Consider the following 19,257-nt stretch of genomic DNA (forward strand, 5'->3'; position numbering starts at 1 on the left):
GAACTCGGCTCCGGAGAAGTCCACCGTTCCGCCGTCGAACTCGGCTCCGGAGAAGTCCATGGTCCCTTTGGTAAACCTGGCCTTGCGGAAGGAGACCTTCCCGAAGTGGAAATTGGCCCCGGTCAGGTCGCCGCCGTCGAAGACGACACCGGTGAAGTCGTAGTCCTGGCTCCTCCAGCGGGTGACCTCACGTAGACGATCACCGATGATGCGGATGACGGTGTGGCGCACCTCCCGGAAGGACTCGAACTCCAGCTCTCGCTCGCGGTGCTCCTCCTTTTTGGCTTTGGACGCGTTCTTGGCCGGCTCCTCGGGCGCGGGGGTGTAGGGCATGCGCAGGTAGGCGCACAGCACCTCGATGACCATCTGTGTATCCCGCCCGGTGGGGGCGTTGTCGGCCGCACGGGCCAGGGCGTGGACGGCGCCCAAGCGTACGGCGGCGTGCTCGCTGCCCAGCTCGGTGTAGGCGGTGGTAAAGCGTTCGTTGAACAGTTTGGTGTCTTCGCGCCCAGCTGCTTTCTCGGCGCGTTGGCCGTCGGCCTCGGTGGTGCGTTGGCGGCGGTAGGAGATCACGAGCAGGGCTACACCGCCCAGGCCGGCGATGACGGCGAAGGCGCGGGTGGCGATGGAGTTCACGTCCCGAGGCGAGAGCTCGGTGACGGGTTCCAGGGGCGGGGCGCCCAGCGCATGCCAGATCAGGAGCGTGATGACCGCCACGGCGAGGCTCGCGACGGTCCAGGCGGCGAGAATCAACCCCCCCAGCTGGAGGCGCGGCCTACGGTCTGAAGGGCTGGCCACGAAGACCGCGGCCACCAGGGCACAGGCGAAACCCAGCGCCCAGAGCAGGCTTTCCATCGGCGGGTCACGGGGCACCAGATCGGCCAAGGGCTGCGGCAGCACGTTGACCAGGCGGGACGGCAGGTCGGACAGCCGGGTAAGCAAATGGAGGAGTGGGGACCAGGTGATGAACACCAGGCCGGACACGGCCATCGCGGCGAAGGCGAACGCCGCCTGCTGGCGGATGGCAAAGAAGACCGGATCCATTATCTGCACGATGACCAGCGCGCCGAACAGCGTGCCGAACAGCAGAATGAAGAGCCTCGTATCGGGCAAAAAGGTGATGACCACCGCAGCGAACACCGCCACCAGGGCGAGGGCAACCACCATCTGCCAACGGTCTGCCAATGAAGTCCTGGACACCAGGTAAACGATGGCCAGCGCGCCGAGCGGCAGGGTGGACAGCAGTAGATCGGGCAGCAGGTCAGGCAGCCAGGTGATGACCACCGCAGCGGACACCGCCACCAGGGCGAGGGCAACCACTACCTTCCAACGGTCTGCCAATGAACTGAAGAACACCACCTGGCCAGCAAATAGCACGCCCATCAGCGGGGCCTGCAGCCAGATGAAGAACGCCAGGGCGGTCAACGCCACCACGAAGACAAGCGTTGCCTTCAAGTAGGGGGTAGGGGAGGGCATGGCCGCCACGGTATGCCGCCCGCCCTCGGGGCGGGGCGGATTCGCCGCATCCGGCCAGTGAACGCCCCAACCCCAACCTTGAGAAGAAGGGCAGCATCGGGCCCCGATTTTCCTAAAAGGCACCTCCCGCTCGGAGGGTCGGATGGAGGTGCTGTTTAGGAAACGGAGTCCGGTCCGCCGCGGTGGCCACCGAACCCCGGACACCGCCCGGCGCGCACGGGCACCCCGCGGCCGCACCCGCCGGACCGCCAACATTCATAGCCGGTCAAACCGAAACTCACCAGGGCAAACGCTTAGCGCACGATCCTGTTCCGTTGTTCCTCACGCCCCGATCAGCAGCCCGCCGCCCACGAACACCGTGGCCGACACGGCCACCACCCACCCCAGAATCTTCCTCATGGCAGCGATCATCACGGCCGGGGCGAGTGAGGGGAACGGGGTGGCCGCAGGCGGCCACCGAGCACTCGGCCACACCGCTCACGCTTGGTTCGCGCGCCCTCCGATCGACCGCCACCGAGCCGGAGCCAGTGCGCACGCAGCCTCGGCGAACTCCAGAAGGTCCACAAGACGGTCCTGTCCCGCGAGGACGACCGGGCGATCAAGCTGGCCTGCGAACATGGCATCCATGTCCCTCCCCGACCCGCCGCCGCCCTACGGCCGCACCCACCGCGAGGCCCGGTCCGCGTGGGTGTCCGACCACGGGGCACTCCCGGCTCTGCTGCGGGAGGCACCGAGCCTGGCCCGCTACCCCCTCGCCGCGGCGAGGATCAGCTGGGCGGTGTGCTCGGCGGTCCTGGACGCCCGCACACTCCGCCGCGAACCCCGCGCCCTGGAGGTCGGCGAGGTGGTGCGCCCGGCCGCGGTGGCCGGCGTCCTCCCGGCGGAGCTGGCGATCATCGTGCTGGGCGCGCGCCGGTACCCGACCCTGCTGGGGACCACCGAGGACCTCCGGCTGTTGGAACAGGTGGGCCCGGACCTGCTCACCGAGTGGCCTCCCGGCCCCTGACACAAGAAAAGCCCCGCTCCCCGGGGGCACGGGGGAGCAGGGCTCGGCGATACCGGCCTACACGGCGCGCTGGCGGCGCGAGTGCAGCTTGATCCTTCGCCAGGCCGTCAGCCACGGCCTGATCGCCGCTTCGTTCCCGCTGCACACGATGACGAGGACGATGAGCATCTGCTGGGTGGGCAGCGTCTGCTTGTTGATCGCCATGCAGAAGCTGGAGGGGCTGTAGGCGCCCTCGCACCGGGCGGACATCTGCCGGTAGGAGGGCTCTCCGCACCAGATGCGGAACTCGCGCAGCAGCTCCATCAGGTCGGCGGCCGTCCGGGCGGTGAGGGGGTCGGGCGCCAAGTCGTGGCCCGGGGCGTCGGGGGCCGCCCCGGAGTACTCCCGCCAGGGGGGCGGGTCGCCGAAGGTGACCGTGCCCCCGTGGACGTGCACGTCCCCCTGGTGCTCCCTGGCCATGCCCAGGGCGACCGTCCCGCCGTGGACGTGCACGTCGCCCTGGTGCCGGCGCTGGGCATCGGCGTCGGTGTCGAGCACGACGGCTTCCACGGGCAGGGCCGTCATCAGGCACCCGCCTTGGGGGCGGCGGCCTGCTGGCCCGAGCTCATCGCGAAGACGGCGGCCGAGACGCTGCCCAGGGCCATGACGACCCCGGCCAGCTCCTGCCCGAGCCATACCAGGACACAGACGAAGACGGTGATGATGACGAGGAGAACCGCGCGGCCGAGATAGGGGTGAGAATTCATGCAGGGATTCATGTTTTCCCCTGGGGTCTGGGTGGGTACCTGGGCGGCGCATTGTCGAGGTGGTGGATTCTCCGATGCGCCGCTGCGTTCCACCCTAGCGCCCGCTTTCGGGAAAGGACAGGGACACCAATCCCGCTGGCACCGCCCCCGGCGAACCACCCGCGCGCCGCACCCCACGGCGGCCGCACCGCGCGGCGCCTTCGCTGCTCAGGCGCCCCCGGGGCCGATCCGGACACAGACCCCACCTGCAACATCCATTCCCGGCCATTCTTTTTTGAAATGCTTTTTTCACCCCCCGCCCGGTGTTATTGAGTTCCGTTCAAAGGTGTTCAATCAAGTTCTCTTTCGTTCGACTGTGTTGAAAAAGCTTGGAATAGTACCCCCTAGAGGCCTAGCGTATGGATCAGCACCGGGATGGGCGGTAGAAAACGCCCTGTCGCTGCTGCGAGCATGTCCCCCTTGGTCTGGGTGGGTGCTCGTCCCACGACCCGAAGCGGTCCGCTCTGTGGTGGAGGCGGATCGGGAGCCGGTGGGCCTTCGGTGTCGCCTGGAGGGCGTCTTCCCGTGCCGGGGCGACGCCCTCGCGAGGATCGCGATGAGACGCAGATCACTCCACCGTGCCGCCTGTCGAGTCCCTGACGGCGCCCCTGGCCCGGACACGCGAAAAGCCCCTGCGCCCGGGGATGTCCCGGGCGCAGGGGCTTGGCGGTGCGGCGTGTCAGGGGGCGCCGGTGAGGGCCGCCACCCGCCCCAGCGGGGCCCTCCAGGGCGTGTCACGGTCAACGCCTTCGACGTCGTGGCGGTGCAGCCACAGGTGGTGGTCGCTGTAGTCGAGCAGCAGGCCGGTCACGACCTGGCTGTCGGCGGTCTCCACGGTGATGCGGTCCTGGAGCTTGCGGGCCTCCAAGAGCTCCAGCGTGTGCTCGCGCCGGGCCGGGACGGCGCCGGTGATGCGGTCGGCCAGGGCCAGCAGCTCCCGCACCCGCGGGTGGTCCGGCGCCAGGGCGGTGGCGGGGCCGGCCGCCGAGCGCAGCGCGGCGGCGATGGTGGCCAGGGTGTGGTCGGCGGGCAGCACGGTCTCGGCCAGGGCGGCCCGGTGGGCGGGGGTGTCCCAGTCGGGACGGGCCGCGGCGGTGATCTGGTCGACGAGCTGGTCGATGCGGACCACCAGCGCGTCGAGCTCCCGCGGGGCCTGCGGGTTGACCTTGCCCGGGCCGCCGGCGCGGGCCAGGGCGGCCTGGCGGGCGAGGAGCCGGTGCTGGCGCAGCAGCTCGGACAGGCAGTCCCACCGGTACTGTCCGTCGCGGGTCAGGACCAGGGTCGGGTCGCTCTCCAGCGCGTCAGCGGCCCGGGCCAGCGGGGCGTGGGCGGCGCCGGCCGCGGGGTCGTCCAGGGTGCGCTGGAGAGCGGCGCGGGCGCGGGCCACCTCGGGGTGGGTCTGGAGGGCGGTCACGGTCGTCTTCTCGGTGGCGGTGGTCATCGTGGGGCGTCCTTCCTCTGGTCGGTGGTGTAGCGGGGGTCCTCGCCGTGGCGCAGGACGGCGCCGCGGAGGCGGGCGGCGCCCCGGCCGGTGCCGGGCGGGGGCCGCAGCCCTTGGCGGCGGAGCGCGGCCTCCCATTCCGGGGAGCGGGCCAGTCGGTCGGCGGTGATGCGGGGCTTCACGGGCGGCCTCCGAGCCAGTACGCGCCGGGCGGGGTGGCGTAGGCGGTCTCGGCCAGGGCCAGGTCGTCCTGGGTCAGCCACGGCAGGTACCCGGCCTCCCGCAGGAGCCGGAGCCAGACGGCCTCCAGGGAGGCGTGCGGCTGGGTGTCGGGGGTGCCGCCCGCCCGGTAGTGGGTCAGCGTCACCGCCGCCAGCGCGGCGACCTCCGCCCAGGTATAGACGCGGGCGCCCCGCGTCTCCCCGGGGGCGGGGGTGATCTCGCCTTCGGCGGACACCTCGGCCACCTCCCACGCGTGCCCCGCGACCGGCACGGCCGGGAGGGACGCGCAGAGGTTGGGCAGGTGGCCGCGCCACAGGGTGCGGGGCGCCCCGACCACGGTCAGCCCGACCTCCTCCTTCACCTCGGCGACCAGGGCGTCGGCGACGCCGGTGTGGGCGTCCTTGACGTGGCCGGCCACCGGGGCGGTGCCCAGCGGCCACCATCCGCGGGTGACCATGACCAGGCCGGCGGGGGAGGTGATCAGCACGCCCACGGACGTGCCGCAGCAGCGCTTGGCGGGGCGGCCGGTCGTGGTGGTCGGGGTGGTGTCGTGCGTGGTCATACTGGTGGTGCCTCTCTATGGGGTGCGGCCCGCCCGGTCCTTGGTAGCTCGGGGCGGGCCGTTTTGTGTTCGTGGACCGTGCGGTCCCCCCGGCGGCCGCCTCCCCGGGAGCGGGGCGGCGGCCAGGGCCAACGCACGGGAAGGCGGTCAGGTCAGGGCCCAGGGGGCCTTGCGGGAGTCATGGGCCTTGGCGATCACTCCCTTGTCGGAGAGGGCCTTGAGGGCTTCGTCCACGGAAGTCGCCCCGCAGCCGGGCCGTCCGGTGAGCATCTGGCGCAGGGCGGTGGTGGTCATCGGCCCCTGCGAGCCCAGCGCCTCCAGGACCGCGGTGGCGGCAGAGGAGTGTTCGGCCTGGCAGGTCAGGTGCCAGCCCTTGCGGCCGGGCAGCGGCGCCAGCGTGCCGCGGCGGGTCAGGGCGTCCAGGGCGCGGGAGACCGTGGCGCGGGCACACCCGGCTCCGTCCATGACGGCCCGGTCGATCTCCCCGCGCGCCCGGGGCCCGTTGCGGAGCAGGTCCACCACGGCCTGTTCCACCGCGCTGGTGGTCTCACCGTCGCCGGTGTCCTGCCCGGTGGGGGTCGTGGTGGCCAGGGCGGCGTCCCAGGCGGCGGCGCGCTGGTCGGCCACGAACGCCACCAGGGCGGTCTCGGTGAACTCGATGACGTGCCCGCCCCCGCCGGTGGGCCGGCAGTGCACCCCGGGTTCGGCCAGGGCGGCGTGGATCGCGGCGACGGTGCCCTCCAGGGGCGGGTGCGGGTCGGGCATGGCAGGCTCCTCTGCTCGGGGTCGGGCGGGTTCTCAGCGTGCGGGGCCGCCCGCCGGCGCCGGGCACCTTTCACCGAATCGGCGACGGTGCGTGGCCCCGCCGGGGCCCGGGGTGGGTTGTGTCGTTGCCTCACCCCGCCCCAGGCACCGGGTTTCCGGGCCCCGGGCGGGGGTTTGCCTCACCGGAAATCGGTGGATTCTTCGCACTCGGGTGGTAACCGGGTGAGGCAATGCGGTGGTTGCCTCACCCGGCCGCGTGGTGACCGAGCGTGGTGGTCAGGCGGTGAGTTGCCAGCCCTTGCGCTTGGGCAGGGCCTCGATGGCCCCGGACTCGGCCAGGTCCTCCATCGCGCGGGCGACCGTGGCCCGCGAGCACTGCTCGGCCTCCATCACCTGCTGCTCGATCTCGCCGCGGCGAAGGCTGCCGTGCTCGATCAGCACTTGCAGGACCGCGCGGGCCGCCCCGGACCACGCCGCGAGCAGCCGCTCGTGCGGGTCCCGGCCCACCTCGGCGAGGATCCCCAGCCCCAGGTCGGCGTCGCTCAGCAGTGCCGGGTCGATCGAGGCCGGCAGGTTCTCCAGCGACGGGTTGACGAAGTTCGCCAGCGCCACCTGCGGGGCGGTCGCCTGGCGGGCGCTGGGGGTGCGCCCCGCCTCGTAGGCGGCCAGGCGCTCCTGGGCGTCGGCGACCTGCTGGGCGGCGATCTCGTGGCGGCGCCGGTACAGGCCCCCCGATCCGGCGTCCAGGGCGCCGGCCGCGAGCGCGTCCAGCTCCTGGGGGGCGCCCTCCAGGGCGGCGTCCATGAGGGCGGCGGTGGTCTCGTGGGGCGCCCACGCCGCCCGGAAGGCGACGTCGCGGCCTTCGGCGGTGAGGCCGACGCCGGTGATCTTGGGCAGCGCGGAGGGGTCCAACGTGATGTCGGCGATCATCGACGCCTGGTTCCTCGACACCCTCAACGCCACCGTGTTGCCCGAGGTGACGTTGGCCCGGACCGCATCCGACCCGCCGAAGGAGTCCAGGCCGTAGATCTGGGAGGCCAGGACCAGGGCGACCCCGGCCGCGCGGCCCTCGCGGGCGATGCGGCCCCACCGGTAGGCGGTGTCGGCGGTGATGACGGCGTGGCACTCGTCCACGATCACCAGCACCCCGGGCCGCTCCGCCGTGGGCGTGAACCCCGACGTCTTCAGACGCGCCGAGTTCTCCAGGCCGCGGGCCTCGACCAGTTCCACCAGCCCGGACAGCAGCCGGTCCCACGTGGCGGGGTCGTTGGGGACCGCCCAGTGCGCCCGGTCGAAGATCCGCGGCGAGGACCCGCCGTTCTTGGGGTCCAGGTACAGGACCACGGTCGACCCGGTCTCCCACGCGCCCAGGGCCAGGGCGTCGATCAGCCCGGACTTGCCCGACCCGGTGGACCCCGCGACGAAACCGCTCCACATGGAGTCGTCGGTGTAGAGGCGGTAGCGGGCCTGGCCGTCGCCGTCGGCGTAGGGGCCGAGCCGGATGTGCACCTGGCCGCCGTCGATGTCCAGGCGGCCGGCCTCCAGCGGGACCTTCTCGGACAGCAGCCCGACGGTGACGATCTTGATGTCCAGGATCGAGGAGTCGGGCTTGGGGTGCTCCTCGGTGGGCTCGGTGTGCTCGATGAGGATGTCGGCCTCCGACACGCCCAGGCCGGTGGCGATGTAGCCGATCGCGGCCCGCACGGAGGTGATGGTCTGGCGGGCGCGCACCAGGTGCAGCCGGCCGCGCACCCCGTAGGGCTGCTCGGTCAGGTCGCTCAGCTTGGTGCCAGGCAGCGGCCCCTGGGAGGAGGCCACGGTGGTGCGCCACTGGCGGGCGATGGGGTGCTCCCCGGGCGGCGGGGGCGGCGCGAACTCCTGCTCGGCCGCGGCCAGGACCCGGGGGATGCGGTGGTGCGCCCAGAACCGGCTGCCGAGAGCGAGCAGGGCCAGCAGGCCGACCAGGCCCGCCCACCACCAGGCGGCCAGGGTGGACGGGGAGATGAGGATGACCGCGATGAGCCACACCCCAGCGGTCGCCGAGCACAGGCGGGCGTGGGCGGGGTCGACCTCGGCCCACTCCGAGGCGAGCTTCGTCGCGCGCCACCGGCGGGCCTTGACGGTGGACAGCACCTTCAGCGCCGCCCACGCCCCGGCGCCCGACGCGAGCGCGAGCATGAGGCCGTGGGTGGCCGAGACCTCCGCGGCCCGGGCGGCGACCGCCCCGGCCGCGAGGATCGTCGCGCCGACCTTCCACGGGTAGAACTGGGCCCGCATGTGGACCCGGAGCGAGCCCTCGCCGGGGCGGAACGCCATCTTCCACCCGGCGGCGAGGATCGCGCCCACCCCCTCGGGCTCCAGGGTGCGCGGCTCCTCCCGCACGGGGTGTCCGAGGGCGGCCAGCACCTCGGGCGGCAGGGAGGCCGACCCCGGGACCGGGCCCGCCGGGGCGGTCGGCGGGGGGTTCTTCTTCGACTTGCGGGCCACGACGGCCCTCCTCTCACTGGTGACTTTGCGTGTCCGCGCCGGGGGTCCGGGGCGGGTTGTGTCGTTGCCTCACCCCGACCGAGGGCCCGGGTTTGCGGGCCCGGGGCGGGGGTTTGCCTCACCGAAAATCGGTGGATTCTTCGCATTCGGGGGCGAACGTCATGAGACATCGTGAGAGAACGCCTCACCGATGCCTCATCACGTTCCGTCACCGAAACGGGGTGAAGGGGGCCGCCCCCGCACGCGGGAGCGGCCCGGGAACGGCGCCGGCGCTACCGGCCGCCGAGCTGGTAGCCCTTGTCCGCGGCCTCGCCGCGGCTGGCTTCGTAGGCCTCCTGCACCTGGCGGTTCACCTGCTCCAGGACCGCGCGGGCCTTGATGGCCTGGGTGATGTAGGCGGTGCCCAGGTCCCGCAGCACCGCCAGCTCCGAGGTGACCGACTCGCCCATGTCCGCGGCGCGCATCTGCGCCTCGACGATCTCCAGCATCTGGTTGGCCTGCTGGACCAGGGAGCCGACGCCGGTGATGGTCTGGGCGTGGGCGTCCAGACCGGAGGCGTCGGAGTAGCGCAGCGTGCTGGCGGCGCTGGTGGCCACAGCGGTGGTGTTCGACATCGTGGATCCTCTCCATCGGATGGGTCGGGGCCGGACCGGATCGGTCCGGCCCCGGGGAACCGGTACTGGTCAGGGGGTGTGCGCGGCGCCGCGGGTGGCGCGCTCGTGGGCGATGAGCGCGGTGATCGCGCCGTCGACCTCGGTCTCGCCCATCCGGCCGATGGCCTCGGTGTCGGGCGCGTAGCCGGCGGAGGCGAGCATGGTCATCAGGACCATGCGCCGGTGCGGCAGCGGCGGCCGCACCGTCTCCTCGTCGGGGGTGAGCAGCACGACGTCGGCCCCCGGGGCGGTGGTCTCCTCGGTGACCGTGGACGACGACGTCGTGGTCGTGCTGGTGGTGGTGCGCGCGGCGCGCCGCGGCCCCGGGTGGGGCCGGGCCCGCCCGGCGCCGCCCGTGGCCGCCCCGGGCGGCGGGGCGTCGGGGGTGAAGGTGGTGTCCTCGTCGACGATCTCGGCGTCGATCACGTCCTCGGGCATCGGGTCCGAGGGGCGCCACCCCCACCGCGCCGTGAACCCGCGGCGCTGCTCCTGCTTCACCTGACGTGCGGCTTTGCGCTCGGGCCGGGATGCCCGGCGGTTGGCCCGCCAGGTGTCCAGGTCCTCACACGCGTCCAGCCAGCAGTGCCGGGCCACCATGCCCAGCCCGCCCCGCAGGTCCGGGTCCGCGGCCAGGCGGCGCCGCTCGCGGGCGGCCTTCTCCCGCAGCTTCGCCATCCGGTAGGCGTGGGACGGCGGGGTCTTGCCGGTGGCCAGGGACCCGAAGTCCAACGCGGCGTTCTTGACCCAGAAGGCCGCGACGGCGGCCAGGATGAGCATTTCCACTGGTCACCACCCCAGCAGCGGGCCGAAGATCGACGTGCCCGCGCCGGCCAGGGAGGAGACGACGGAGCCGCCGACCCCGCCCACGGACCCGCCGGCGGCCAGGATGACCACGGGCAGGCAGATCGCCGCCCACTGGCCGTGCTGGTCCAGGCGGCGGTCGTTCCACACGTCGATGGCGACCATGACCAGGAAGAACACCGCGATCGCAGCGAGGGCGGAAGCAGGGGAGATCGCCTCAGGGAACAGGCCCAGGGCGAAGCCCAGGATCCACATGATCAGGTCGGTGGCCCATCCGCCCAGGAAGGAGAAGGCGAACAGGGCGCCCCCGGCGACGGCGAAGAACGCCGAGATGGACCAGTGGGCCTTCTTGCGCAGGAACCAGAACAGCGACAGGCACAGCGCGGCGCCGATGGTGTACATGGAGAACTCCTTTCAGGTGAGGTGTGTGCAGGTCAGAGCATGAAAGCGGCCGACCCCAGGACCAGGGCCAGGACCGCCCAGGCGGTGGCGTGGCGGGCCGGAGACCGCAGCACCCAGACCAGGACGTGCAGGGCGGTGATCACCGCGATCGCCGGGGCCGCGTAGCCCCGCGCCGCCGCCCGCCACAGGCCCTGTTCGGGCAGGTGGTCGCCCTTGAGCACGAACTCCCATTCCTCCTTCAGGGACGGCTGGCGCTCGCGCCACACGTCGGGGGGCCGGAAGGTGACGCCCAGCCAGGTGATGGCGCGGGCGGCGTCGGCCGCGCTCGGGCTCTCCACGGCGACCAACGCCGTCTCCTCCGTCTGGGGCGGGGTGTCGGGGACATCGGTGCCGGCGGCGGCCTCCCGCGAGGCTTCGGGCTTGGCGCCCTGGTCCCGCTCCGGAGCGGGCGCCGGCGCCGCCGGGGCGGCCGGGGCCTTCGGCTTCGCCGTGGCAGGGGCCTGGGGGCCCAGGACCGCGGCCGCCAGCGCCTCGGGCAGCCCGGCCGGGGCCGCCGGGACGGCCTGCTCGGGCACCGGGGCGGGCTCGGGGCGGGACGCGGCCGGCTGTCCCCAGGGCGGGGTGGGCGCGTCCTCGGGACGACGGCCGCCCCCCAAGGGGCGGCCGGTGGTGGTGTTCAGCGGGACCATCGGCCCCTCCCATCAGTGTGTGAATGTGCAGTTCAGCGAGGGTTCCCGGCCAGGGCGGCCGGGTCCTCCATGCCGGGCAGCGGCAGCTGGTCGGCGCACACGCAGCACCGGTCCCAGCTCTGCATCCGGTGGCGCTTGGGGTCGCGGCACCGCTGCTCGCGGGGCGGGGCCACGGCCATCCGGTGCTCGGCGCGCTCGGTCTCGGCCAGGCGCTCGGCGTAGTACTCGCCGAACTCGGTGCCGCATTCGCAGCGCACCTGGTAGCACCAGGCCTCGCCCTGGCTGGTGTCCTCGCGCCAGCGGTGCACCCGCGGGCGATGGCGGATCGGTGGCATCGGGCTCTCCTTCCTGGTCAGACACGGGGTGGGGCCGCCGCAGCCGGGCTGCGGCGGCCCCACCGGCGCCCCGCCGGGCGGGGCGCGCGGGAAACGGAATCGGTGGTGAATCGACTCCTCCTCGTGCGGGTCGGGGGCGGACAGGGGGCAGTGGCGGGCGTCGGAAGGCCTCCGATTCATCCGGGCGGGCCCGGCGGCGTCGGTGGTCTCAGCGCACCCGTCCTCGGAGTGGTGGACAGAGCCACCCGGCCCGCCGGGCCGGGTGGCTCTGCTCACCCGCCGCAGGCGGGGAGGCGCCCCCTGGGGGGCGCGGTGAAGGGCGGCAGGGGGCACCCGCAGGTCAGGACGGGTGCCCCTGCCGCCGTGGGGCGGGTCAGGAGTCGGCCGGGTCGGTGCCCAGGGCGGACACGTCGTGGCCGGCCTCGACCAGGCGCTCCCGGTAGCGGCGGATGGTGCGCGGGTGCACGCCCATCTCCCGCGCGGCGCCCTTGACCGTGGCCTGCCCACCGGCGTCGGCGACGTAGGCCAGCAGCCGCTGCGGGCCGCTCAGGGCCTCCTCCACGCGGGGGGCGCCCCCGGGGGCGGCCGGGGAGGCGCCGGAGGGGGCACCGGGGGGCACCCGCAGGTCAGCGGGGGAGGCGCCCCGCGCCGGGCGGGCGCCGTGCTGGGGGAACCCGAACCCCGCCACCGGAGTGCCGCTGGCGGGCGGCAGGCCCTCCAGCCCGGAGGGGTCGTCGGGCACCCGGGGGCCGATCTCGGTCGCGGTGTACACGGGCTCGGCCAGACGGATCCGGTGCGCGAGCTCGGCGCGGCGCACGTAGATCTGCGCCGTGGCCTCGTCGGTGGCCATCTGCGTCTGGGCGTCGCGCTCGATCTCGGCCAGGCGCAGCCGCTGCTCCGCCTGGGCCCGGGCGTCGGCCAGCGCGACCTGCTTGTCGGCCTTGGCCGCCACGTAGGCGGCCTGGCGCTCCAGACCGGCCAGCTCCGCCTCCTCCTCTTCGGTCAGGGCCGTGGACAGCCGGGCCGCCTTGCGGTCGGCCTCGGCGCGCTCGGCCGCCGCCTGCTCGGCGGCGCGGGCCGCGGCCGCGGCCTCCGCGGCGTCCCCGGCGGCCTTCGCCGACAGGGCCAGGTGCCACAGCGCCTTGGAGATGAGCGGCACCGCGGCCATCAGGGCCAGCGCCGGGGAGATCGACCAGGAGTGGAGCGCGATCGCGGCCGCGGCCACGGCGGCGATGACCCAGGAGGCGATCTGGGCGGGCCGGGCGATGGCCGGCGCCACCCACGCGATCGCCACCGCCGCGACCAGCGCGACGTCCAGGGCGATCCCAGCCGCGAGCGCGACCGGGAGCGGGGCGGGGATCATGTCCGCGACCGACCAGGCCGTCCAGGCCAGGGACAGCACGGACGGGATCGTCGCGGCGATGAGCAGGGGCCGCGTGCGCGGCCCGGTCGGGGTGGTGTTCATCGGTCAGCCCTCCTCGAGGCACGTCGGAAGAAGCGGAGGCGGAGTCGGGGGGCGGGGAGCGGCCGGTCGGTGTAGACGCTGGGGCCGGCCACCGCGAGCAGCACACCGGTCGTGGCGGTGGCCACCGCGAGCGCGGCCAGGCCCAGCACGGTGCCGATCACCGGGCCGCCCCGCAGGACCCGCACACGTAGGAGGCGCGGATGACGTCCCAGTCCATGGGCTGGGCGCAGCAGCGGGGGGCGTGGCCGCGCAGGAGCAGGAGCCGGATCAGCAGCACCGGTCCACCCCCGCGTCCTCGACCAGGTCCTCGGTCTCGGCGTCGTCGGCCAGGACCAGGCCGGCGGCCAGGGTGGCCAGCACCCCGACCTCGAAGGACAGCACGCCCAGAGCGAGGAGCATCAGGGCCAGGCCCGCCAGGGGTATCGGGGAGTGCGTCACGCCGCCTCCCCGGGGATGTGGGCGGTCAGCGCCAGCGGGGAGCGGGCGGGCCCGTCCAGGACGTGGTGCACGGCCAGGACCAGCAGCCGGGTGGGCAGGGCCCCCAGCAGCTCCCGGTAGTAGGCCACCAGGTGCTGGATCCGCAGGCGCTCGGGCAGGGACGCGTGGGCCTCGACCCGGTGGGCGGCCTGCTCCAGCTCCGCTACCACGACGGAGTCGGACCAGATCTCCCAGTCGCACCGCTGGCAGCCGCGCACCGCGGGGGTCGCGACCAGACGGGTAGGCTCGTTCTTGCGCATTCCGTTTCTCCATTTCAGGGTGGATGGATGTGCAGAGCCCGCCCGGGGTACAGCCCGGGCGGGCTCATCTGTTGAGGCCAGGTGGGGCGGGCGGCTACTTCTTCTCGTCGCCGTTGGTGATGGTGACGTTGGCGTTGTCGCCGACGACCGTCGTACCGGAGAACGTCGCGGTCCCGCCGAGCGTGAGGATCCCGTGGTTGTCGCGCAGCTGGGCGGCGGTGCTATCGGTGACGTTGCCGGTGCTGTTGTCCTGCGAGGCCATGTGTGCTCCTGACGTGGGGGTTTGCAGTGGTGGACCCTGGTGGTCCCCCGGACCCCACCGGCCCGGCGGGCTGGTGGGGACGGGCACCCCAGGGGCGGGTTCAGCGGGCGGTGCGGGCGGCCGCCACCGGGGCGGCGACCACCAGCACCAGGACCAGCACGGCGACAGCGATGAGGGCCTGGTGCTCCTCGCTCACGCCGCCTCCGCCTCCGCCGCGAGTTGGGCGCGGGCCGCGGCCTCGATCGCGTCCAGCTCGGCGTCAGTGAGGCCGTACCGGGCGGCGATCTGATCCCGGCCGCGCTCCGGCGTGCCGTAGGGGCCGAGGACCTCGCCGTCGACCAGCCACCGGGGCCGGCCGTAGCCGACGTCGCAGACGACCTCGGGGTCGAAGTACGCCAGCGGCATCGCGGCGATGGCGGCCGCCACCGTGGCCTGGTGCGCCGACTGCGGGTGGGCGGGGCGCTCGGCGGCGTCATCGAGCGCGGCCGCCGCGACCCGCCGCCGGCGCCCCGCCAGCACGCTCTCGGCCCGCTGGTAGGCGAGCACTTCCCCGGCCAGCCCTTCCGCGTGCTCGCGCCACGTCCCCAGCTCGGCCTCCAGCTCGGCGACCTGCCGCTCCAGCTCGTCGACCTGCATCCCCAGGGAGAGGGAGTGGCCCTGGTTCTCCGGGCACCGCTCCCGGTCCTGGGCGTCGGCGGCCCGCACCCGCTCCCGCAGGTGCCCCAGCTCCACCTCCACCAGGACAGTGGTGTGGCGCCGCTCCACCAGCTCCCCGGTGGTGGCCTCCAGCTCCTCCTCCCGGCGGTCCAGCAGGGCATAGGCCTGGTCCAGCTCCTGCTGGCACCGGCGGTGGGTGAACCTCATGCGGCGGCTCCTTCAGTGGTGTTGCTCGGCAGGGGGACGACATCGGCGCCGACCCCGGTGGACCAGGCGGTGACGTGAGTGCGGATCAGGCCGGCGGCCTGGTCGACCCCGGCGGCGATGCCGCCCGGGCGGGCCTCGTCAGCCAGGTCAACGGCGGCCAGGGCCTGAACCAGCGGGGACAGCACCGGCTCGGTGGGCGCCATCAGAACGGCGCCCCGGTCTGCTGCTCCAGCAGCCGCTCGCGCTCGGCCCGCAGGGCGCTGATCTGGGCCTCCAGCCGGGCGACCTGGTCGACCGCGCCGGTCACCAGCAGCAGGCCCTTGCGCAGGTCGACGGTGGTGTAGCCGACGGCCTCCAGGGCGGGGGCGGGGCTTTTGCCGAAGCGGCGGTCGTAGCGGACCAGGGTGCCGCCGGAGGTGGTGGTGACCTCGTCGATCATGCAGTCCCCGGAGTAGGCCTCCGCGATGGCGCGGATTTCGGGGGCGTCGGCCTTGGTGGGCATCGGCCGCACCGGCGCGGCGGGGGTGGTCTCGGGCTCGGCGTCGGTGTCGACGGGGCGCTCAGGCATGAACGTGGACATGGGTGTCCCCTCTCAGTGGGTTTCGGGTGTGTCGGGTGCGGGTGTTGCTGGTCAGGCGGCCAGCGCCAGGCGGCGGGCCTGGCGGGCCCGGTGGGCCGCGCGGCGGCGGGTGCGGGGGTGGGCGAGCAGCAGCTGCTGCACCGTGCGGCGGGCGGCCTGGTGGACCGCGTCGATCGGGGAGGCCCACCGGCGGGAGACCCGCCCGGCGGTGGTGGTGTCCTCGGTCAGGTCGACCAGGTCGGCGTGGACCGTGGAGGCCTGGTCGGCGCGGGCCTCCAGGGGGCCGGCCTCGCCGCCGTCGTGGGGGTGGTGCGGGGCGATGCGGTTCGGGCTGTCCGGGGCGGTGTCCTCGGAGTAGACCGTGATCTCCGGGTCGTGCTCGGCGTGCGGGTTCGTGGCGGTGGGGGTCTGGGTGGGGATCCGCTCCGGGCCCCACATGAGGTCCGCGGCCCGCCGGCCGCCCAGCCGCTCGATGGTGTGGGCGATCGCCCAGTCGGCCTGGGTGGTGCCGCCCCGGGTCGCGACCCGGAGGATCTCGGTGCGGGAAGCGCCGGTGCGCTTCATGACCTCCGTGATCACCGACATGCGGACCCTCCCACTCGATCAACATTGCTTACATAAGCTAGCATGACTAAGCACAGTGACGATGTCAAGCACTTAAGCTACTTATCTCTGATGGGTTAGTTAGGTAAGGTCAGCCCATGAGCACGACACAGCAGCCGTACATGCGCGTTCTCCGCGCACTGCAAGAGGAGCTGTCCTCAGGACGCCTTCGACCAGGGGACAAGTACCCGAGCATCAACCGGTTGGCCCACGAGCACGAGGTGGCCACCGTGACGGCCCGTCGGGCTCTGGAAAAGCTCCGCGATGAGGGCCGCGCAGTCTCCCAGCAGGGAGTTGGCTGGTTCGTCACCGAGCCGGGTCCTGCTGAGCCAACCATGGAGGAGCGCCTCCAGGAGCTCACCAGTCGGCTATCGCGCGTGGAAGGCGAACTGGCTGAACTTCGTGACCGGGTGGGCCCCGCAGTGTGATCGCTCGATCTCATATAGCCAGCATCACCTGGCGTAGCCGGTTCGCCCAGAGGACAGGACAGGACACCACCGACATCGCACATGTCCCCAGCAGCGAGGAAAGATGTCTTCCCCCCCTACACCGAATAGGGCGTTGGCCCTAGCCCGCCAGGAACTCGGACTTTCCCGTGCACAGCTCGCACGACGTGTTGCCGCAGCCTCCCAAGGCCGGATCACCAGCGAATCTGCGGACAAGGCCCTCAAGAGGCTCGAAACGGGACAGGTGCAATCTCCCACCGACACCTACCGCCGGCTGATCGGCGAGGTTCTGCACACCTCCCCGACCGCTCTTTTCGGCGCACCACGACCGGAGGCCGACGAGAGCCGGTCGGGGCAATTCGTCGTGTCATGCCGCAAGTACGTTCCGGTCAGGGTGGACTCAGCCGTGGCAGATCAGATCATTCGATGGCCGGAGATGGCCGCCTACAGCATCGACGGCGTCGACTGCGCTCGTGCCAGGCTGGCTTGGCCGCACGACCCGCACGCCCTGGTGAACGCAACCGCCTTCCCGTTCGGTGTGGTCGTTGCCGAGCTGCGCGAGACGAACACGTTCGCCAACCTGGCTGACCTGGCGGTCTGGCGTCACACGAGCTACGAGACGGATCGCCCTCGGATCGACGCTCTCCTGCGCTCTATATGGCCCTCCATCAGCGCTTCTTCGGAGTATGTGCTGGGTACGTGGTGGCTCGCCCAGTCACCCTGGACTGATCGAGACCTGGACACAGCCGTGCGCATCATGAGCACGCCCTCTGCGCTACTCCGCCGGCAAGGGCACCCCACGGTGGAACAACTCCGGGCGGGAGCCGAGATCGCCGAACGGACCGCTTGGCAGACCGGCTTCGAGGCCAACAACGGCCTGGTGGACTTCGGAGTCCCAGGAGTCTCCATTGGCTACGCGAGCTGGTCAGGCGTCGCCTACGCTCCCGTAGCAGCAGACCGGGCCCTACAGCCCGAGGAACTGGGCGACTTCGAGACCCTGTGCCAGGCTTTGTGGAGCTGGTGCCACAGCATCAACACCACCGTGGAGGCCGGGGAGGATCCGCCAGTGGACCCCATCTACGGTTGGCGATGGCTGAGGGGGGTTGGCAGTCGAATCACACGCCCACGGCCAACCGAAACACGCCAGGTGCGTGCCATGCGGGACGCTGTGATCGACACCTCAGAGCTTCGGACAATGATCCCCACCGCTGTTGAGCTGCTTCGCGACGCAGCTCCCACACGCGCCCTGTGAGAGGAAGGACCACGGCCATGCGCCCTGGACTCAGCGACGTACTCGTAGTCGTGGACGCGCAGAACGGCTTCGTGTCGCCTGCGTCTGCCCACGTCATCCCGGTCGTGGTGAATCTCGTAGATCAATGGCAGTCTGCTGGCGCCCCGGTACTAATGACGCGGTACATCAACTACGAGGGAAGCCCCTACACCCGACTTCTCCAGTGGTCGAAGATGATGCAGGACAGCCCAGAGATCGACATCGTCCCTGAGTTGCAGCCCTACGTGGCCCGCTCGCACGTCCTCGACAAGCGGGTCTACACCACGTTCACCGCAGAGGGGAAGGACCTCTTCACCAGGCACGCGTGGAAGACCGCCTACATCGTCGGCCTGGACACGGAAAGCTGCGTTGCGCAGACCGCGGTGGGGGCGTTCGAGAACAACGTCCGCCCCATCGTGATCGTGGATGGATGCGCCTCTCACGCGGGCGCCCAAGCGCATGACGCAGGCATGTTCGTCATGCGCCGCAACATCGGGGCAGCCCAGATGACCACGAGCACCGAACTGGGCTTCAAAGTACCCATGGCCTCTTAGGGGACATCTCGGATGTCCCCTCGCTGTCACCTGACCCATAACCCCACGACGCACTAGCGTCACACAAAGAAAGGCGGGGCCCCGGTTGCCGCCGGTTCCCCGCCCCAGTAGATGAGATTGGCCGATACCGCCGGCCAGGACGCTTACACATCTACACGCTGAAGCCATCGTACCCATTGGGTGGGACGAGGCCAGGTGTGGGCGTCCTGACGTGGTGTCGGTCTAGGAAGTGATCGACAACCGTGAACGACGACCGGCAAAGCTACGACGATGACGGCCAGGAGGAGTACGCCCTCCAAGCCGCCGTGGAAGGCAACGGTTACCACAAGTCCAAGGGCCTCCAGTGGCTGGACCTGTGCCCGCATCTGGGCACCAGCGAGAAGACCCTGCTGCGAGTCCTGCTCAGCCTGACCAGGCACGAGAACCCCCGACGCAAGATCTCACCCGAGCGCCTGCGTCACCTGGTCTACTCCGGCCCGGTCGCCCTGGGGGAAGAGCCCAAGTGCGCCTCGGTCTCGGGCCTGCGGCGCATGCTCCGAGCCCTGGCGGCCCTAGGCCAGATCACCACCCCGGAAGACCGGCCGCTGACCTTCTCATCCGGCAAGTCGGCACAGAGCCGCGCCGTCACCATGCAGATCTGGCGGTACCCCCGCCACGAGTGCGGCTCCCGCAACGCCTACGACGCCTTGGCCCGGATCGACAAGGACGAGAAGAATCCCCCGCGGTATCCGCTGGCGGGCCCGGACATGGCACCACGGTGGCAGCACCTGCCCACGCCCGCCCCGAACGAGGACACCCCCTCTGACCAGCCTGGTCAGAAAGATGACCAGCCTGGTCAGAAAGATGACCAGC

Annotated in this window: 26 protein-coding genes; 5 read left to right on the forward strand and 21 right to left on the reverse strand. The window is 72.3% G+C overall.

The window, feature by feature from the left end:
• Nucleotides 1-1,476, reverse strand: a 1,476-nt coding sequence (locus BUE45_RS33660) for a pentapeptide repeat-containing protein (protein WP_245833595.1), incomplete at its 3' end; no start/stop codon positions are given.
• A gap of 625 nt (nt 1,477-2,101) precedes the next feature.
• Here BUE45_RS33660 and BUE45_RS30195 point away from each other — a divergent pair.
• On the forward strand, nt 2,102-2,482 hold the full coding sequence (locus tag BUE45_RS30195) for a hypothetical protein (protein WP_073384333.1): 381 nt from the start codon (nt 2,102-2,104) through the stop codon (nt 2,480-2,482).
• 57 nt (nt 2,483-2,539) lie between these two features.
• Here BUE45_RS30195 and BUE45_RS30200 read toward each other — a convergent pair whose 3' ends face one another.
• From BUE45_RS30200 to BUE45_RS30290, 20 genes are all read right to left on the reverse strand, one after another.
• Complete coding sequence (locus tag BUE45_RS30200; protein WP_073384334.1) at nt 2,540-3,046, reverse strand: hypothetical protein; 507 nt, start codon at nt 3,044-3,046, stop codon at nt 2,540-2,542.
• Nucleotides 3,046-3,228, reverse strand: coding sequence for a hypothetical protein (locus tag BUE45_RS30205; RefSeq protein ID WP_073384335.1), 183 nt, complete (start codon nt 3,226-3,228; stop codon nt 3,046-3,048). Before BUE45_RS30205 ends, BUE45_RS30200 begins: the two co-directional genes overlap by 1 nt.
• A gap of 718 nt (nt 3,229-3,946) precedes the next feature.
• On the reverse strand, nt 3,947-4,708 hold the full coding sequence (locus tag BUE45_RS30210; protein ID WP_073384336.1) for a hypothetical protein: 762 nt from the start codon (nt 4,706-4,708) through the stop codon (nt 3,947-3,949).
• The gene (locus BUE45_RS30215) at nt 4,705-4,890 is read right to left on the reverse strand and encodes a hypothetical protein (RefSeq protein WP_073384337.1); all 186 of its coding nucleotides are present in this window, start codon (nt 4,888-4,890) and stop codon (nt 4,705-4,707) included. Before BUE45_RS30215 ends, BUE45_RS30210 begins: the two co-directional genes overlap by 4 nt.
• Complete coding sequence (locus BUE45_RS30220) at nt 4,887-5,492, reverse strand: NUDIX domain-containing protein (protein ID WP_073384338.1); 606 nt, start codon at nt 5,490-5,492, stop codon at nt 4,887-4,889. Before BUE45_RS30220 ends, BUE45_RS30215 begins: the two co-directional genes overlap by 4 nt.
• A gap of 147 nt (nt 5,493-5,639) precedes the next feature.
• A complete protein-coding gene (locus tag BUE45_RS30225; RefSeq protein WP_073384339.1) occupies nt 5,640-6,257 on the reverse strand; it encodes a hypothetical protein in 618 nt (205 codons plus the stop codon).
• Between the two features lie 276 nt (nt 6,258-6,533).
• The gene (locus BUE45_RS30230; protein WP_073384340.1) at nt 6,534-8,744 is read right to left on the reverse strand and encodes a P-loop NTPase family protein; all 2,211 of its coding nucleotides are present in this window, start codon (nt 8,742-8,744) and stop codon (nt 6,534-6,536) included.
• 272 nt (nt 8,745-9,016) lie between these two features.
• On the reverse strand, nt 9,017-9,358 hold the full coding sequence (locus tag BUE45_RS30235; RefSeq protein WP_073384341.1) for a hypothetical protein: 342 nt from the start codon (nt 9,356-9,358) through the stop codon (nt 9,017-9,019).
• 69 nt (nt 9,359-9,427) lie between these two features.
• Entirely contained in the window at nt 9,428-10,180 is a 753-nt protein-coding gene (locus tag BUE45_RS30240; RefSeq protein WP_143173535.1) for a hypothetical protein, read from the reverse strand.
• Between the two features lie 3 nt (nt 10,181-10,183).
• Nucleotides 10,184-10,600 carry a hypothetical protein gene (locus BUE45_RS30245; protein WP_073384343.1) on the reverse strand — a complete coding sequence of 139 codons (417 nt, stop codon included), beginning with the start codon at nt 10,598-10,600 and terminating at the stop codon, nt 10,184-10,186.
• A 32-nt stretch (nt 10,601-10,632) separates the two neighbouring features.
• Nucleotides 10,633-11,289 carry a hypothetical protein gene (locus BUE45_RS30250; protein WP_073384344.1) on the reverse strand — a complete coding sequence of 219 codons (657 nt, stop codon included), beginning with the start codon at nt 11,287-11,289 and terminating at the stop codon, nt 10,633-10,635.
• 32 nt (nt 11,290-11,321) lie between these two features.
• The gene (locus tag BUE45_RS30255) at nt 11,322-11,624 is read right to left on the reverse strand and encodes a hypothetical protein (protein ID WP_073384345.1); all 303 of its coding nucleotides are present in this window, start codon (nt 11,622-11,624) and stop codon (nt 11,322-11,324) included.
• Nucleotides 11,625-11,997: 373 nt separating this feature from the next.
• Nucleotides 11,998-13,089: a hypothetical protein gene (locus BUE45_RS30260; RefSeq protein WP_073384346.1), complete on the reverse strand. Its 1,092-nt coding sequence runs from the start codon at nt 13,087-13,089 to the stop codon at nt 11,998-12,000.
• Nucleotides 13,090-13,356: 267 nt separating this feature from the next.
• Entirely contained in the window at nt 13,357-13,527 is a 171-nt protein-coding gene (locus BUE45_RS32775; RefSeq protein WP_178378702.1) for a hypothetical protein, read from the reverse strand.
• Nucleotides 13,524-13,826, reverse strand: coding sequence for a hypothetical protein (locus tag BUE45_RS32210; RefSeq protein WP_073384348.1), 303 nt, complete (start codon nt 13,824-13,826; stop codon nt 13,524-13,526). The genes BUE45_RS32775 and BUE45_RS32210 overlap by 4 nt, the downstream gene beginning before the upstream one ends.
• A gap of 94 nt (nt 13,827-13,920) precedes the next feature.
• Nucleotides 13,921-14,088 carry a hypothetical protein gene (locus tag BUE45_RS32780; protein ID WP_178378703.1) on the reverse strand — a complete coding sequence of 56 codons (168 nt, stop codon included), beginning with the start codon at nt 14,086-14,088 and terminating at the stop codon, nt 13,921-13,923.
• A gap of 192 nt (nt 14,089-14,280) precedes the next feature.
• A complete protein-coding gene (locus BUE45_RS30275) occupies nt 14,281-14,952 on the reverse strand; it encodes a hypothetical protein (protein WP_073384349.1) in 672 nt (223 codons plus the stop codon).
• Nucleotides 14,949-15,155, reverse strand: a complete 207-nt coding sequence (locus tag BUE45_RS30280; protein WP_245833597.1) for a hypothetical protein — start codon at nt 15,153-15,155, stop codon at nt 14,949-14,951. Before BUE45_RS30280 ends, BUE45_RS30275 begins: the two co-directional genes overlap by 4 nt.
• Nucleotides 15,155-15,532 (reverse strand): hypothetical protein, encoded by a 378-nt coding sequence (locus BUE45_RS30285; RefSeq protein ID WP_073384350.1) that lies wholly within the window; start codon nt 15,530-15,532, stop codon nt 15,155-15,157. Before BUE45_RS30285 ends, BUE45_RS30280 begins: the two co-directional genes overlap by 1 nt.
• 51 nt (nt 15,533-15,583) lie before the next feature.
• Complete coding sequence (locus tag BUE45_RS30290; RefSeq protein WP_073384351.1) at nt 15,584-16,117, reverse strand: hypothetical protein; 534 nt, start codon at nt 16,115-16,117, stop codon at nt 15,584-15,586.
• 116 nt (nt 16,118-16,233) lie between these two features.
• Here BUE45_RS30290 and BUE45_RS30295 point away from each other — a divergent pair, with 116 nt between their 5' ends.
• The 4 genes from BUE45_RS30295 to BUE45_RS30310 all read left to right on the forward strand — a co-directional run.
• Entirely contained in the window at nt 16,234-16,563 is a 330-nt protein-coding gene (locus BUE45_RS30295) for a GntR family transcriptional regulator (protein WP_073384352.1), read from the forward strand.
• A gap of 133 nt (nt 16,564-16,696) precedes the next feature.
• A complete protein-coding gene (locus BUE45_RS30300) occupies nt 16,697-17,833 on the forward strand; it encodes a helix-turn-helix domain-containing protein (RefSeq protein ID WP_143173536.1) in 1,137 nt (378 codons plus the stop codon).
• 50 nt (nt 17,834-17,883) lie between these two features.
• The gene (locus BUE45_RS30305) at nt 17,884-18,405 is read left to right on the forward strand and encodes a cysteine hydrolase family protein (RefSeq protein WP_245833598.1); all 522 of its coding nucleotides are present in this window, start codon (nt 17,884-17,886) and stop codon (nt 18,403-18,405) included.
• A gap of 242 nt (nt 18,406-18,647) precedes the next feature.
• Nucleotides 18,648-19,257 (forward strand): hypothetical protein (locus tag BUE45_RS30310; RefSeq protein ID WP_218619611.1); only part of this gene is annotated, 610 nt, incomplete at its 3' end.

Source organism: Nocardiopsis flavescens, assembly GCF_900141985.1.
Lineage (GTDB): Bacteria > Actinomycetota > Actinomycetes > Streptosporangiales > Streptosporangiaceae > Nocardiopsis > Nocardiopsis flavescens.